This is a genomic window from Neobacillus sp. PS2-9 (assembly GCF_030915525.1).
Classification (GTDB): Bacteria; Bacillota; Bacilli; order Bacillales; family Cytobacillaceae; genus Neobacillus.
This window is the reverse complement of the sequence record NZ_CP133269.1, coordinates 3388339-3402658: the sequence shown is the minus strand read 5'-3', so window position 1 is coordinate 3402658 and position 14320 is coordinate 3388339. Positions and strand designations below refer to the sequence as shown.

General features: G+C 38.1%; 15 protein-coding genes. 11 read left to right on the top strand and 4 right to left on the bottom strand.

What is annotated here, in order from left to right; genetic code table 11:
• Nucleotides 1-6: 6 nt before the first annotated feature.
• The 6 genes from RCG25_RS17140 to RCG25_RS17115 all read left to right on the top strand — a co-directional run bounded on the left by RCG25_RS17140 (nucleotide 7) and on the right by RCG25_RS17115 (nucleotide 4812).
• Nucleotides 7-663, top strand: a complete 657-nt coding sequence (locus RCG25_RS17140) for a GntR family transcriptional regulator (RefSeq protein ID WP_308080035.1) — start codon at nucleotides 7-9, stop codon at nucleotides 661-663.
• Between the two features lie 19 nt (nucleotides 664-682).
• On the top strand, nucleotides 683-1657 hold the full coding sequence (locus RCG25_RS17135; protein WP_308080034.1) for a zinc-dependent alcohol dehydrogenase: 975 nt from the start codon (nucleotides 683-685) through the stop codon (nucleotides 1655-1657).
• A 31-nt stretch (nucleotides 1658-1688) separates the two neighbouring features.
• The gene (locus RCG25_RS17130) at nucleotides 1689-2354 is read left to right on the top strand and encodes a bifunctional 4-hydroxy-2-oxoglutarate aldolase/2-dehydro-3-deoxy-phosphogluconate aldolase (protein WP_308080033.1); all 666 of its coding nucleotides are present in this window, start codon (nucleotides 1689-1691) and stop codon (nucleotides 2352-2354) included.
• A gap of 3 nt (nucleotides 2355-2357) precedes the next feature.
• Nucleotides 2358-3035 carry an RraA family protein gene (locus tag RCG25_RS17125; RefSeq protein ID WP_308080032.1) on the top strand — a complete coding sequence of 226 codons (678 nt, stop codon included), beginning with the start codon at nucleotides 2358-2360 and terminating at the stop codon, nucleotides 3033-3035.
• Between the two features lie 15 nt (nucleotides 3036-3050).
• Complete coding sequence (locus RCG25_RS17120) at nucleotides 3051-4043, top strand: 2-dehydro-3-deoxygalactonokinase (protein ID WP_308080031.1); 993 nt, start codon at nucleotides 3051-3053, stop codon at nucleotides 4041-4043.
• A gap of 124 nt (nucleotides 4044-4167) precedes the next feature.
• Nucleotides 4168-4812: a copper homeostasis protein CutC gene (locus tag RCG25_RS17115; protein ID WP_308080030.1), complete on the top strand. Its 645-nt coding sequence runs from the start codon at nucleotides 4168-4170 to the stop codon at nucleotides 4810-4812.
• A gap of 96 nt (nucleotides 4813-4908) precedes the next feature.
• Here the strand turns inward: RCG25_RS17115 and RCG25_RS17110 are convergent, their stop codons facing one another.
• Entirely contained in the window at nucleotides 4909-5649 is a 741-nt protein-coding gene (locus RCG25_RS17110) for a metallophosphoesterase family protein (RefSeq protein WP_308080029.1), read from the bottom strand.
• A gap of 5 nt (nucleotides 5650-5654) precedes the next feature.
• Complete coding sequence (locus tag RCG25_RS17105; RefSeq protein WP_308080028.1) at nucleotides 5655-6395, bottom strand: uracil-DNA glycosylase family protein; 741 nt, start codon at nucleotides 6393-6395, stop codon at nucleotides 5655-5657.
• A gap of 144 nt (nucleotides 6396-6539) precedes the next feature.
• Here RCG25_RS17105 and RCG25_RS17100 point away from each other — a divergent pair, with 144 nt between their 5' ends.
• The 5 genes from RCG25_RS17100 to rlmD all read left to right on the top strand — a co-directional run bounded on the left by RCG25_RS17100 (nucleotide 6540) and on the right by rlmD (nucleotide 12124).
• Nucleotides 6540-7196, top strand: a complete 657-nt coding sequence (locus RCG25_RS17100; RefSeq protein WP_308080027.1) for a DNA-3-methyladenine glycosylase — start codon at nucleotides 6540-6542, stop codon at nucleotides 7194-7196.
• A gap of 175 nt (nucleotides 7197-7371) precedes the next feature.
• Nucleotides 7372-8664 (top strand): ABC transporter substrate-binding protein, encoded by a 1293-nt coding sequence (locus RCG25_RS17095; RefSeq protein WP_308080026.1) that lies wholly within the window; start codon nucleotides 7372-7374, stop codon nucleotides 8662-8664.
• Between the two features lie 63 nt (nucleotides 8665-8727).
• Nucleotides 8728-9705: a carbohydrate ABC transporter permease gene (locus RCG25_RS17090; RefSeq protein ID WP_308080025.1), complete on the top strand. Its 978-nt coding sequence runs from the start codon at nucleotides 8728-8730 to the stop codon at nucleotides 9703-9705.
• Complete coding sequence (locus tag RCG25_RS17085) at nucleotides 9702-10565, top strand: carbohydrate ABC transporter permease (RefSeq protein ID WP_308080024.1); 864 nt, start codon at nucleotides 9702-9704, stop codon at nucleotides 10563-10565. The genes RCG25_RS17090 and RCG25_RS17085 overlap by 4 nt, the downstream gene beginning before the upstream one ends.
• A 191-nt stretch (nucleotides 10566-10756) precedes the next feature.
• Nucleotides 10757-12124 (top strand): 23S rRNA (uracil(1939)-C(5))-methyltransferase RlmD, encoded by a 1368-nt coding sequence (gene rlmD / locus RCG25_RS17080; protein WP_308084209.1) that lies wholly within the window; start codon nucleotides 10757-10759, stop codon nucleotides 12122-12124.
• A 51-nt stretch (nucleotides 12125-12175) separates the two neighbouring features.
• On the opposite strand, the gene RCG25_RS17075 is transcribed toward rlmD, so the two are convergent.
• Entirely contained in the window at nucleotides 12176-13213 is a 1038-nt protein-coding gene (locus RCG25_RS17075; protein ID WP_308080023.1) for an LLM class flavin-dependent oxidoreductase, read from the bottom strand.
• Between the two features lie 167 nt (nucleotides 13214-13380).
• Nucleotides 13381-14247 carry a peptidylprolyl isomerase gene (locus RCG25_RS17070; protein WP_308080022.1) on the bottom strand — a complete coding sequence of 289 codons (867 nt, stop codon included), beginning with the start codon at nucleotides 14245-14247 and terminating at the stop codon, nucleotides 13381-13383.
• Nucleotides 14248-14320: the final 73 nt, after the last annotated feature.

Here is a 14320-nt window from a genome sequence, read left to right as displayed (position 1 = left end):
ATATAAATGGTAGAAAAATTACTATTCGACAATCTAAATTTAAATGAAAGAGTTTACGTGCATTTACGAGAAAAAATTATTAATAATATTTTAAAACCTGGATCAAAGATAGAATATGAACAGCTTATGGTCGAACTCGGCATAAGCAGAACACCATTACGGGACGCTTTGAATCGACTGCAGCACGATAAGTTGATTGAAATTAAACCCCGCTCAGGTACGTATGTCGGTATACCAACACCTAAAGACATCCAAGAGGTTTATGATGTGCGAAAGTCTTTGGAGAGTCTTGCTATTGCAAATGCTACTAAAACAATCACTAAAGAGGAATGCCAAGCATTTTTGGATGAAGCTGATATCGCGGAATTAGAACTAAAAAAAGGAAATTTAGAACCCTTTTTTCTATCAGATCGAGTTTTTCATCAGAAGGTAATTTGCCGTTCTGATAACAGTCGTTTAATTGCAATTATGAAGTCTTTAGAAGTTCAGGTGCGATGGTTCGGTATAATAATGACTATAAATCATGAGCGGCCTTATCGAGCAATTTCTATGCATCGTGAAATTATCAAAGCAATGTATGATCGCCGAGTCAATGATGCCAAGAGTTTAATGGAACAGCATATCGATGAAGTGAGAGAAGATATTTTATCCGACTTTCTCTGAGGTGAAGGAAGGTGTATTAATGGTTCTGATGAAGGCTGCTGTTTATGAATCGCAAAAAAAAATTTCTATGCACCATGTACCGATGCCGAGTATTAATCCGGGTTGGTCTCTAATAAAAGTACATTTTTGTGGTATTTGTGGTACTGATATGAATATCTATGCTGGCAGTCATCCAAGGGCAAAAAGGTGGTTAATTGTTGGTCATGAATTTTCGGGAGAAGTGGTCGTGCATCCGACACTTCTTCCGGGCACATTCGTTACAGCAATGCCTTTATTAAACTGTGGGGGCTGCGATCCCTGTAAACAAGGATATTCACATGTTTGTGAATCATTAGGTCTCCTAGGGATAGATGAAGCAGGTGGAATGGCTGAGTATGTAATGGTTCCAGCTGATGATGTTTATCCCCTGCCAAAGGGGATGTCCTTAAGAAGAGGAGCTTTGGTTGAACCACTTGCTGTTGCTGTTCATTCTGTCAGAGAGTCATGCTTTAAATCAGGAGATACTGTTACTGTGTTTGGTGCGGGGCCAATTGGTCTATGTGTTGCAATAGTGTTAAAGCTTTTTGGTTCAAATGATATTTCTATTGTGGAAGTCAACCCCTTCCGAAAAAAATTGGCAGAAGAATTAGGTTTTAAAGTAACTGAAAATTCAAACTTTTTATCTTCTAAGGATATAGTTTTTGACTGTGCTGCTCATCCTAAAGTAGCTGAACAGCTTGTAAAGGCTACTAAAATTAAGGGACAAATTGTATTGGTTGGAACATATAAATATCCAGCCGCACTGGATTTGCAAAATCTAACTTTTAAGGAGTTGTCGATTAAAGGCACTCGAGTGTATACAAAGAAAGATTATGACATAGCCATTTCACTTCTCGAGCAGGATTTTAATTTTGATAAGATCATCACACAAGAATTTGAGTTGGATAAAGTAGAGCAAGCATTTGAGATGCTTGCTGCAAATGGAGACTGCATGAAAATACTTATTTCACTTTAGATACGAATGAAATAGAAAGAAGTGGTCAGAGATGGGCAAATTAGAGATTACTAGATTAATACATAATCATAAGCTTATCGCTATCATGCGTGGAATTGAAGAAAAGGATTTAATAGGAACGGTTCAAGCCATGATTGATGGTGGGATAAGACTGTTGGAGATTACTTTTGATCATATACAAGATAATTGTATTGAAGATACATCAAACAAGATTAAGAAAATTGTGGAATATTTCGGTGACCAAGTATATGTCGGTGCTGGTACAGTTTTAACAGAAAGAGAAGTGGAGGCAGCTGTAGAGGCTGGTGCACAATTTATCATTTCACCAAATGTAGATGATATTGTTATCAAAAAAACAATTGCATTAAATGCAGTTTCAATACCAGGAGCCTTAACTCCAACCGAAGCTGTTTTGGCTTATAGCTTAGGTGCTGACTTTGTAAAATTATTCCCTGCTGGTGAACTTAGTAAAAGTTATATTACTGCTCTAATGAAGCCACTTGAACATATCCCATTCCTAGCCGTAGGGGGAATAACTCCTGAAAATGTTAAAGAGTATTTGGATTTAGGTGTCCGTGGGGTAGGGGTAAGTGGGAGCTTAGTAAATAAGGAAGCTATCAAAGATAGAAACTATGAACATATAAAAAGTGTAGCTGAACAATTTACCTTAAATATTAAACTTAATTCGGAGGGATAAAAGATGAAAAATATAGTTAAACCTAGACCAGATGTTGATGAGAAATTAATTGCGCCATTCCGTGAAATGTATAACGTATTATCATTATCATGTGTGGTTGGGGATGCAATGGAGCGTAGTAACGTAATGCGTCATGATATGAAACCAAAAGGTGCAGACAAAAAAATAATCGGTCCAGCTATTACGGTGAAATTGACTGCAGGAGATATTGTTGATTGCTTAGGTGTATTTGAAATTGCAAAACCAGGTGATGTGATAGTTATTGATGCGTTCGGTGAAACTGAAACTTCCATCTGGGGGGGATTAATGTCGGGAATTGCTAGAAATGCAGGAATAGTTGGAGCCGTTATAGATGGCAGTTGCCGAGATAATGATGAAGCAAGATTGCTTGATTTTCCAGTCACTGCTAAAGTCTGTGGTCCTCGTGCAGCGCATACCGCTTATTCCGGAAGAAAAGAACCTATCGAAATTAACGTACCAATTACTTGTGGAGGGGTAATTGTAAACCCTGGAGATTTAATTGTAGCGGACGAAATTGGTGTTGCTGTGGTTCCGTACGAAGATTTAGAAAAAGTTTATGCAATTGCTCGTGAACAAGCTGATAAAGAAATTGCTACACGTGAGGAAATATTACGAGGTGCGACTGTTGAGGAGTTATTAAATAAGTTCGGCCGTATCTAATAGAGGTGTATTTAAATGTATACTATAACGATTGATACAGGAACCACAAATACGAGAATAACTTTATGGAAAAATGATATAGCCCACTATAAAACTTCAAAAGAAGTAGGCGTTCGTGATACAGCTGTGGATGGAAACAATTCCCGCCTTAAAGCAAGCATAAAAGAAGGTATTGATGAAGTTTTATCAGCAAACATGCTTAGGTTAGGAGATGTGACTAAAATACTAGCATCAGGCATGATTACATCAAATGTAGGTGTTTTTGAAGTCCCACACCTAACCGCACCTGTTGGTATGCAAGAGGTTGCAGACGGTATGATAAGTCAATATCTTCCCGACATTGTGGAAAAAGAAATTTGGTTTGTCCCAGGAGTAAAGAATAATGTTTCGGAAATAACCATGGAAAATTGTGAAGCTATGGATATGATGCGGGGGGAAGAAGTCGAGACAATAGCATTAATCAGACGTTTAAATCTTTCAGGACCTTCTGTCATTGTATTACCTGGATCCCATTCAAAATATGTTGCCATTGATGAGAACAATAAAATAACTGGGTGTTTAACATCTCTTGCAGGCGAGATTCTCTCTGTAATTACAAATCACACTATTATTGCCAATGCCCTGGAGAAATCTTTTGCAGACGAGCTTGAGAAAGATATGATTATTCAGGGGTATAAAAATAGTCAACAATATGGTCTAAGCAGGCTTACTTTTACCGTCAGAATTATGGATCAATTTACTGATTTAACTGTAAATCAAAAGGCAAACTTCTTATTAGGAGTAGTGTTATCAGACGAATTAAAAGCAGTTAAGAATAGTAAGGCTCTTGCGTTTAATAAAAATTCTAATGTGGTTATTGCTGGCAAAGATATATTAAAACAAGCATATGAAGTCATTTTTAATGAAGATAAGTATTTTTCCCAAGTAACCTCCGTTGATAGCAAAGATTTAGAAGACTTAGCAGGCTATGGTTCTATTTGTTTGTCAGAAATGCGAGGATTTTCATAATGTAGTATAAACGCACTTTTCATTTTTATGAGGGTGTGTTTTTTTACGGTGGAGTTTGCGGTGTGGGAAACAACGCTGTGATATTATATTAATTAATATCCTCAAACAAAAAAGGTGTGTTTATATGCTTAAAGAAGTTTGTGTTGAGAATTTCACATGGGTTCCTATGGCAATTGCGCGAGGGGGGAATCGCATTGAACTTTGTGACAACCTAGCTGTAGGGGGCACAACGGTTAGTCATGGGGTAGCTGCAAAAACCATTACATATTGTCACCTCCACCATACGAAGGTCATGACCTTGGTAAGGCCAAGAGGTGGAAACTTTATACATACTAAAGAAGAAATTAGGATTATGCAAAATGATATTGTCCATTTCAAACAGTTAGGAACAGACGGAGTGGTCTTTGGTTGTTTAAATGAGTCAGGCTGGATTGATGAAGAGTCCATTTTACATTTGCTAGATTCTGCGAAAGGGCTTGATATTACCTTTCATATGGCATTCGATCATATAAAACCCGAATATCAATTTGAAGCTATTGATTGGCTTGCGAAACATGGAGTGAAACGGATTTTAACTCACGGAGGGCCAGAATCTAGTTCAATCGAAGACAACCTGAACCGGTTGAAAGAATTAGTGGACTATGCGAAAGACAAAATAATTATTATGCCCGGTGGTGGAATTACAGACAAGAACCTACATTTTATTACTAGTAAGCTTAAAATAAGTGAAGTACATGGGACAAAAATAGTGGGGCAGCTAGATTTGTGATAAACACGAAAATTGAGTCCCGTCTGATTAGAAGCCCTCTTTGGCATGCGTTCGAGACTTACTCGAATTCATGCCTTATAAAAATTGATTTCTCCTCTACTTATTTAACCCTCTATATTTTGCCGTGGTTAATTCCTGAATATATTCTTCAAGCTCGGGCATTGCCGCTTCTTTAGCTAATTGGATTGATAATTCTATATCATATGGAACACGAACAAGATGTATCGAAAACACTCCATTTTCAGTTTGGTTATATTCTCCCTCAAGTATGGAATAGGAAGCTTGAGTGAGATCAAGCGGATTACCAACGCTGCCGACATTACATAAAGTTTTACCTTTTATATTTTGCTGATAAGCATTATGAATATCTCCATAACAAACGACATCCGGCTCCCTTTCTCCTGCTATATTTTCTGTGTATGCAGTGTTTTCGAACATACTTAAGCGTCGTTCGAGTAAGTCCCATGGCTGTATTCTTTCATACACACTTCTGGGTGAAGCATGAAACATTCTGACTAGTTTTCCACTCATCATAAACTCGACAGAAAAGGGGAGGTCTTTTAAATAATCCATTTGGTTTTTTGGTAATTGGTTTTGATGCCACTTAATTGTGTCCGATTCTTGGGGTTTAGGAAAAAAATCATCCCAATTTCCTCTAATCACACGATCACAATGCTTTTGAATTAGTTGTATTGCCATATTAGATTGTGGGCCTTTGCCTACTAAATCACCTAGGCAAATAATTCTCTTAATGTTTCTAGAACCTATATCAATTAGCACAGATTCTAGTGCAGGGATATTTCCATGAATGTCTGAAATGACAGCGATTTTTTCCATATTTACTAAACTCCTAACGAATGGTCTGTAAAATAATTCTCGATTTGTCTTCTCATATCCTCTTTATTCTCGCGGAATTGTCTGTGCCGATGGCCGTTACTTCCTGAAGGATGAGGGAATCCTCTCAAAATAGGTTTTTCTTTATAAAAATAAGTAAGAACTTTACTAACATTCACACCTAGAGGGATAATCAATGGATTTTCAATTTTTGAGATTTCTTTGATAAAATAATTGTTTACATATGCCAATAGCATGTCAGTTTTTAAAATATTGGGCCTTGAACCGTTAAAATTTTGATGATTGTAAAATACCGCATGCGGAAGAATGGAGGTAGTGTAAACAAGATGACTTGATTCCCCAAAAAGATGGCTTGAAGACGAAATTCCTAGATACCTTGGCAATTCAAGTTCATCAAGCATGGAAATAAGGTTGTTTCTCATTGATCCCTCAAAGCTGGCACTTTTTTTGACCTGATGAAGTAGTTCCTCGTCACCTAAATGTCTATTTTCAATAACAGTTATATACGCTTTTTTCATTTGATGGAGACCAGGTGTAATGCCTGCTAGAACCACCTTTGCGTGCTCATTTATGTAATCAAAAGGGGTGTAATAGACCTCTAATTTTTTCTGTACATCCCTTTCTAATAAGAAAGTTGAATTTAATAGGTCATGATCGGATAACGGCAATTGAAGAGAAAATATTTTCTCTTTATATAAATGAAATTTTGCTCCCGTCACAATTCCCATAGATTTTTCCTCCCATGTCTTAAAAAGTAATGCCAATGACCTTATTGTAATATTCCCAACCTGCCTATTAAATAAAAGAAACACGGGTAAATATATAAAATAGAAGAAATGAATCCTATAGAAACAGAAGAAAAGTAATAGAGAATGGAGGTAAATCAATTGGAGGATTTTTCAAATAACTTTATTCCGTTACCTGATTCATTTTTTGAACAGCCTACTCTTGAATTGGCAAAGGCATTGCTAGGGTGCATTCTTGTAAAAGAAACGAATGAGGGTATTACGGCTGGATACATTGTGGAAACAGAAGCTTACATCGGTCCTGATGACAGGGCGGCACACAGTTATAACAACAAACGGACTGCAAGAACAGAGGTCATGTTTCAACGTTCCGGACTTGCCTATACTTATTTAATGCATACACATTGCCTCATTAATGTTGTCAGCGGAGGTGAAGAAAAACCTGAAGCCGTTTTGGTTCGGGCACTGGAGCCTCTGTACGGAATTGAGATTATGAAAATCCGAAGAGGACTTGACGATCTGAACAGTCTGACAAACGGCCCTGGAAAACTGACAAAATCAATGGGTATTTCAATGGAGGACTATGGGCACCGTCTAACGATTACCCCGTTATATATTGCCAAAGGCTACAGTCCAGAAAGCATTTCGGCTGGAAAAAGGATTGGAATTGACAACTCTGGTGAAGCCCGGGACTATCCATGGCGTTTTTGGGTTACTAATAATAAATATGTTTCAAGACATCAAAAGTCTGAATATGAATTTTTCCGAAACACCTCTTCTTGAGATAGGTAATTCTCCTTAGGAAACTACCACGATTCACTTCCTCACCTTAAGCACCCTCGTACCTTATTCCTATTTTGACAACAAGCAGGTTTATTTGACCAATACCTGGGTATTCCTCCTAATGTAATAAGTTTGTTTTTATAAAAAATAAAACACATCTAGGAGGCTTGAACGAATGAAAAATAGGTTTAGTAGTTTGTTATTAGCAGGAATCTTCATTTTATCATCGATTCTATCAGGTTGTGCTAGTAAAACAGATACAGCCGAGGCAAAAGAGAAGGTGGTAGTAAACTTTTGGACCTTCTGGGGCTCAGAAACAAGAAGACCGGTTATTGAAAAAATCGTCAATGATTTTAATCAATCCCAAGATCGAATTATTGTAAAACATACATTTATCCCATGGGGAGATATTTGGACCAAAAATCTTGCCGCAGTAGCAGCAGGAAACCCTGCAGATGTGGTCATCAATGATATAAACAGTGTGGCACAGCGCGCAGAAAACAATCAAGCAGAAGATTTATCTCAGTACATAAAAGATGATACCTTCAAAAAACAATTTTACCCGAATTTATGGAACACCGTTTTATATAAAGGGAAGCCATACGCTGTTCCGTTCACCACGGATACTAGATTGCTTTTCTATAATAAGGATGCTTTCAAAGAGGCTGGATTAGATCCAAATAAACCTCCCCAAACGTGGAAAGAGCTAGAGGAATATGCCCAGCAGCTGGATAAAAAGCAAGATGGTCAATTCACTAGAATTGGATTTTATCCTTTGTTTGGCGGCTTTGGGGCACCAAGTTGGCTGAAAAATGCGGATAACGGAAATGGCTACATTGAAAATGGTAAGTTAAAAATTAATACCCCTAATAAGGTAAAGGCACTACAATGGCTGGCAGATTGGCAAAAGAAGTACGGCGATAAAACAATCCAAAATTACCAGGCCGAATTTAGTAATGGACAAGCCAATCCGTTTATCGCAGGAAAGGTTGCAATGTTTACGGATGTAGCAACATTCTTTACCCAGATCCGTGACTCAGGTACGAAGATGAATTTTGGTGTAGCTCCAATCCCATCTTTTGATAAGGAGAGTAAGCATTGGAGTGATGGAGGTGGATTTGTGGCGGAAGTTCCTAAAGGTGCCAAGCATCCGAAAGAAGCGATGGAATTTATTAAGTACTTGACAGGTGAAAAAGCACAAAAATATTGGGCTGAAAAGAATTATGATAACGTTGCTAATATCAAGGGAGCAGAAGGTGCATTGAAGGGGTTAACGGGTGATTCCAAAATCGTCTATCAAGAGGCAGTGAACGCTTTACCATACACAACGATGTCACCGGTTCCCACACATTATCCAGACTATCAAAACCGAATCAATCCTTTAGTGGAGTCTGCAACTCAAGGCAAACGTTCTCCTTTGGAAGCTTTAGAAAAGGCGGCAAAAGATGTGGGGAAAATGAAGAAATAATAGGTGAGAAGAGAAGCCATCGTGCTTCTCTTCCGCTTATAAGAGAGGAAGGATAAAGCAATAATGAAGCAAATCGATACCACATTACCAAAAATCCAATTTACCGAAAAGGCTTCCAAAGCGGCAATTCTCCCAACTGCTTCCCAATCAAAGTGGAAAAGGAACATTACGGGATATGTATTTATTTTTCCATGGCTGGTTGGCTTTGTCGGTTTAACAGCAGGGCCCTTGTTATTTGCTCTATATGCCAGCTTTACAGATTATAATATTACCTCCAAAATGAATTTTATCGGTCTGGATAATTACAAGAGGATGTTCACCTTAGATGATATGTTTTGGACTTCTCTGTGGAATACGGTCTATTATGTTATTTTTTCTGTTCCTTTAACTACAGCAGGGGCGATTTTTGCAGCAGTTTTAATGAATCAAAAAATTAAAGGAATAAAAGTTTTTCGGACCATTTTTTATCTTCCGGCTATACTATCGGGTGTAGCGGTCTACTTTTTATGGATGCAGCTGTTAAGCCCTTCAACGGGATTAGTTAACCAATTCTTACATATGTTTGGAATCGATGGACCTAACTGGCTTTTTGATCCAAAATGGACAAAACCCGCACTAATTTTAATGAAAATGTGGAGTGTGGGCGGCGGGATGTTATTATATCTTGGCAGAATGCAGGGGATCTCACCCTCCTTGTATGAATCTGCTGAATTAGAAGGGGCCAACAGTTTCCAAAAGTTTTTTCATATCACCCTTCCGTTAATAACGCCCATTATATTCTTTGATGTGATTACCAGTACGATTGGATCCTTTCAAATTTTCCAGGAAGCTTATGTGATGACCCAAAATGGCACGGGCGGTCCGGCCAATTCTATGCTCTTCTATAATCTTCACATGTGGAACAATGCGTTTAAGTCCTTTGATATGGGATATGCATCCGCCATGGCTTGGTTCCTATTTATCATCATCATGGTATTAACCGTACTGAATTTAAAAGCAGGAAAGAAGTGGGTTTACTATGAGGGGGGAGATGGGAAATGAGAGATTCAAGAGAATTAAAAATTTATCGTAAGAAGGAATGGAACAGTAAGAATTTGGTTGTATTCCTTATTCTACTATTAGGGAGCTTCGTACTATTGACACCACTTTGGTGGATGATTTCCACTTCCTTAAAATCAACACAGGAGATTTTGCAGTTTCCACCGTCTTTTTTCCCGAAGCAATTCCATTTTTCCAATTATATAGAGGCGTGGAAGACGGGAGATTTTACAAGATGGAGTATGAACACCTTACTAATTGCCGTTGCCAGCACGGTAGGGAACGTTTTAATCAACTCTTTTGTTGCTTACGGGTTTGCAAAGGTTAGTTTTAAAGGAAGGAACGCGCTTTTTGTTCTTGTTCTTTCGACCATGATTATACCTGGATTTGTGACCTTGATCCCACAATACATACTATTTTCAAAATTAGGATGGGTCAATACGTATCTACCGTTAATTGTACCTGCTTTTTTAGGAAGTGCTTTTAATATTTTTTTGATACGACAATTTATGATGACAGTACCGAATGAAATCATCGAAGCGGCATTCATGGATGGTGCAAGCCATTTCCGCATTTGGTGGTCCATTGTAATGCCGCTTGTTAAGCCAGCGTTACTAACAGTTGGGATTTTTTCTTTTACAGGAGCATGGAATGACCTTTTAACACCGTTATTGTATCTTAGCGATGAAAAGCTTTATACCCTGCAACTGGGTCTTCAAACTTTTAAAGGCAGTATTCAGACTCAATGGAATTATTTGATGGCCATGTCAGTCATGGTTCTGATTCCTATTATTCTTATTTTCTTTCTGTTCCAGAGCTACTTTATCAAAGGGGCTAATTTATCTGCCGGGATGAAGGAGTAAATCTTGGTAAATGCACTTCTTTAAAAACAATGTAATAAACGCTAAAACCACCAAAAAATAGAATTTGGTGGTTTTATTATTTGTAAAAGAGGATTAATAAAATGATAAACTTATGTCATAATAGATATTTAATTAGAGTAAGAAAGGTAATTTGGGAGGAAGAAAAATTGACTGGTACTACAGCAAAAGAAATGCTAGTTGAAATAGATAAATTAGATGAAAAAGGCTCTGGTCAAGCGGTTCAATGGCTTGAAAATGAGATGGGAAATAAACGAAAGTTAAAGCTTACTATTCCGCAAACACTTCCAGGAGAAAAGGTGCGTGTCATAGTTGACCAGCCGGATCGAAGACGAAGAAAAGCAATGCCGGAAGAAATCCTTGAGGCGAATCCAGAAAGAACAACTGCGCCATGTCCGCATTTTGAAAGATGTGGGGGATGCGTATGGCAGCATTGGGATTATAGCGGCCAACTAATGCAAAAGACGCTACATGTAAAACAGGCAATTGAAGCTCAAGGCTTTAATCCGGACCTCGTTCAAGACACGATGGGTATGGACGAACCTTGGCAATATCGAAATAAAATGGAATTTACGTTTGCTCCTGATGGGTCACTTGGGCTGCATGAGCAAGGAAACTTCCGAAAAATCATTTCACTCGAATCATGTTTGATTGCGGGTAAGGAAATGGTTGAAGCTGCGATGGAAGTAGCCGCATGGGTTAGGGACCACCAATTAACAGGATATAACAAAGATTTACATGAAGGATTGCTGCGTCATTTAATGGTGAGACAATCTTTTGCTACTGGTGAAATCATGCTCGCTCTTTTTGCAACAGAGGGACCGGAAGTTCATTTAGAGCAGGCGGCTGCTGATTTAGTGAAAAGGATCGGACAGAAGTTTCCACAAGTTAAAAGCTTGTTATTGCTTGAAAATACAGACTGGGCTGACCGTACACAATCAGAAAAAACTCATGTTTTAGCTGGACGAGATTTTATTTACGATGAAATGGATGGCTATCGTTTCCGTCTATGGTTTGATACGTTCTTCCAAACAAATCCAACCCAAGCGCAAAAATTGGTGGACTTAGCCATCGAAATGGGCGAACCAAAGAAAACGGAAAAAATGATTGATCTTTTCTGTGGTGTGGGTACGTTTTCTCTTCCTTTTGCCAGTAGAGTAGAAAAACTGGCAGGGATTGAAATTGTGGAGAGCTCCATCGAATCCGCAAAACGCAACGCATTGGATAACGGATTAACGAATACCTACTTTTTAGCCAAGGACGCGAGAAATGGTATTGATGAAGTACTGGAGAGCTTTGGTCATCCAGAATTATTAGTGGTAGATCCTCCGCGCTCAGGTGCTGGTGGTAAAGTGATGAGGAAGATTGGACGAGCGAAACCAGAACGAATTGTGTATATCTCTTGTAATCCTGACACGTTTGCTACTGATATCAAGGAACTGGAGCCTTTCGGATACGAATTAAAGATTGTTCAGCCGGTTGATTTATTCCCGCATACTGTGCACGTTGAGTGCTGTTCACTACTAATTAGAAAAGATTAATAGTAATAAAGGCATCCATAATGGGTGCCTTTGTTTTTTAGTAGCAATCCCTTATTGTCTAGTTTCCTTACGTATAACAGGTGCGACTTCTGTTGCCAATCGTTCAATGTTTTCGGCGACTTTTTTAAAGGGCATCCCGCCGATATCCATTTGCGCAATGAAACGTTGGTGACCAAATAGCTCGTACTGGGTCAATACTTTTTCAATGATCTGTTGAGAACTTCCAACAAAAAGGGCTGTTTCTTTGCCAGCCATCTGGTTAAAGTCTTCTTTTGAAAAAGTCTTTTTGACACCCTGTTGCCGATTAAGGTGAGCCCAATAAGTAGAATGATACGGATAAAATTCTTTAATTGCCTGCTGGCTCGTTTTTGAAATATAAGCGTGTCCCGTAACACCCACTTTCATGTTTTCAATTGGGTGACCAGCTTGATCAGAACTTATTCGGTATAAGTCAACAAGCGGCTTATATTCGCTTGGATTCCCACCTAGCATGACTATTGCTAATCCAATACCAAATCTACCTGCTCGTTCTGCACTTTCAAGGGAGCTTCCGACACCTGCCCATATTGGGATTTTTTGTTGAACAGGACGTGGTGAAATTTCTGCATCCTTTAATGATGAGCGGTAGCGACCATTCCAGGTAACTTTTTCGTTCGCGTTTAAGTGTAATAAAAGCTTCAAGTGTTCTTCAAATAATTCGTCATAATTCTTTGGATCATATCCGAATAGTGGGAAGGAATCTAAAAAAGCCCCGCGGCTAGCAATAATTTCAGCACGTCCATCTGAAAGTAAATCAAGAGTTGCAAAATCTTCAAATAATCGTACAGGGTCGATGGTGTTTAACACGGTAGTAGCACTTGTTAACTTAATTTGTTTAGTGACTTGGGAAATCGCTGATAAGACGACAGCGGGTGTGGACACTGCATAATCCAAACGGTGATGTTCTCCCACACCAAATAGATCAAGTCCAGCATCATCCGCCATTTTTGCAGCTTTAATAATTTCATCTATTCGTTGCTTAAAACTAATCGTTCTGCCTGTTTGTGGATTTGGGTTTAAATCTGCTAATGTGTAGATTCCAATTTCCATCCCCTTTTTACTCCTCCACGATGATGTAAAATCGCTTTTGTTTAATTCTATTCAATTTTTTAAAAAAGGAATTTATTATTTGTTGAAAAATCAAAAATGGATGTAAATAGAAAAAGCCATTTGTGAAAATTAATTTCCACAAATGGCTTTTTTTGATCAGTAATTCTTTATGAATTTGTTGTAGCTGCTGGTGAGGTAAACTCCGCAGCACTCTTTAGATCTTTATCTGAAATTTTTATGTTTGCCTTTTTAAATTCAGCTTTTAGTACTTTCATTATCATATCTTGAGTAACCTTTGAGTCTTTTACTTGATCTGTCATGGTATCTTTCATCTTATCAAAAGATTGTTTTTCTTTTATTCCTGTCACTTGAATGATGTGATAGCCAAATTGTGTTTTGACCGGAGCACTAATTTCGTTTTGTTTTAAGGCAAATGCTGCTTTTTCAAAATCAGGGTCCATCACGCCAGAGCCGAACCATCCGAGATCTCCGCCTTTTGTAGCACTCGCAGTATCCTTGGAAGATTGTTTTGCCAAATCTTCAAACTTCTCGCCTTTTTTAAGTTTAGCTTCAATATCATTTGCTGTTTTTTCATCTTCTACTAAAATATGACGTGCTTGAATATCTGGCTTATAGGCAGCGTAGGCATCTTGCAACTCTTTATCCGTCACCTTAACCGTTTTATGCACCGCTTTTTTCTCTAGCAGATTTAGTTTTACACTTTTTCGGAAATCATCCTCAGTTTTATAGCCATATTGCTGTAGGGTTGGGAGAAATTGATCACCAAGCTGTTCTTTAGATTTTTTTACTTCTGCATCGATATCTGATTTAGAAACGCTATACTCCTTTGAAAGGACTTTTTCCACAAGTAATTGTTGAAGAGTTTGTGTCCCATACTTGCTTTTCATTGCTTGATATAATTCATCCTGTGAAATGTTCCCCGCATCAGACTTCACTACAGTACTATTACTACTAGTGCATGCTGATAACCCCAATGCGCTTATGATCAATCCTGTAAGAATCAATTTTTTCATATTTACACTCCTAATTTATTAATCCATCTGAAGGTCAAACCCATCATACTTAATGAATATGAATAAATCGTGA

Excerpts from the sequence above, each read along its gene's own strand:
- RCG25_RS17140 (WP_308080035.1), top strand. The coding sequence starts at position 7 with ATGGTAGAAAAATTACTATTCGACAATCTAAATTTAAATGAAAGAGTT.
- RCG25_RS17135 (WP_308080034.1), top strand. The coding sequence starts at position 683 with ATGGTTCTGATGAAGGCTGCTGTTTATGAATCGCAAAAAAAAATTTCT.
- RCG25_RS17130 (WP_308080033.1), top strand. The coding sequence starts at position 1,689 with ATGGGCAAATTAGAGATTACTAGATTAATACATAATCATAAGCTTATC.
- RCG25_RS17125 (WP_308080032.1), top strand. The coding sequence starts at position 2,358 with ATGAAAAATATAGTTAAACCTAGACCAGATGTTGATGAGAAATTAATT.
- RCG25_RS17120 (WP_308080031.1), top strand. The coding sequence starts at position 3,051 with ATGTATACTATAACGATTGATACAGGAACCACAAATACGAGAATAACT.
- RCG25_RS17115 (WP_308080030.1), top strand. The coding sequence starts at position 4,168 with ATGCTTAAAGAAGTTTGTGTTGAGAATTTCACATGGGTTCCTATGGCA.
- RCG25_RS17110 (WP_308080029.1), bottom strand. The coding sequence starts at position 5,649 with ATGGAAAAAATCGCTGTCATTTCAGACATTCATGGAAATATCCCTGCA.
- RCG25_RS17105 (WP_308080028.1), bottom strand. The coding sequence starts at position 6,395 with ATGGGAATTGTGACGGGAGCAAAATTTCATTTATATAAAGAGAAAATA.
- RCG25_RS17100 (WP_308080027.1), top strand. The coding sequence starts at position 6,540 with ATGGAGGTAAATCAATTGGAGGATTTTTCAAATAACTTTATTCCGTTA.
- RCG25_RS17095 (WP_308080026.1), top strand. The coding sequence starts at position 7,372 with ATGAAAAATAGGTTTAGTAGTTTGTTATTAGCAGGAATCTTCATTTTA.
- RCG25_RS17090 (WP_308080025.1), top strand. The coding sequence starts at position 8,728 with ATGAAGCAAATCGATACCACATTACCAAAAATCCAATTTACCGAAAAG.
- RCG25_RS17085 (WP_308080024.1), top strand. The coding sequence starts at position 9,702 with ATGAGAGATTCAAGAGAATTAAAAATTTATCGTAAGAAGGAATGGAAC.
- rlmD (WP_308084209.1), top strand. The coding sequence starts at position 10,757 with ATGCTAGTTGAAATAGATAAATTAGATGAAAAAGGCTCTGGTCAAGCG.
- RCG25_RS17075 (WP_308080023.1), bottom strand. The coding sequence starts at position 13,213 with ATGGAAATTGGAATCTACACATTAGCAGATTTAAACCCAAATCCACAA.
- RCG25_RS17070 (WP_308080022.1), bottom strand. The coding sequence starts at position 14,247 with ATGAAAAAATTGATTCTTACAGGATTGATCATAAGCGCATTGGGGTTA.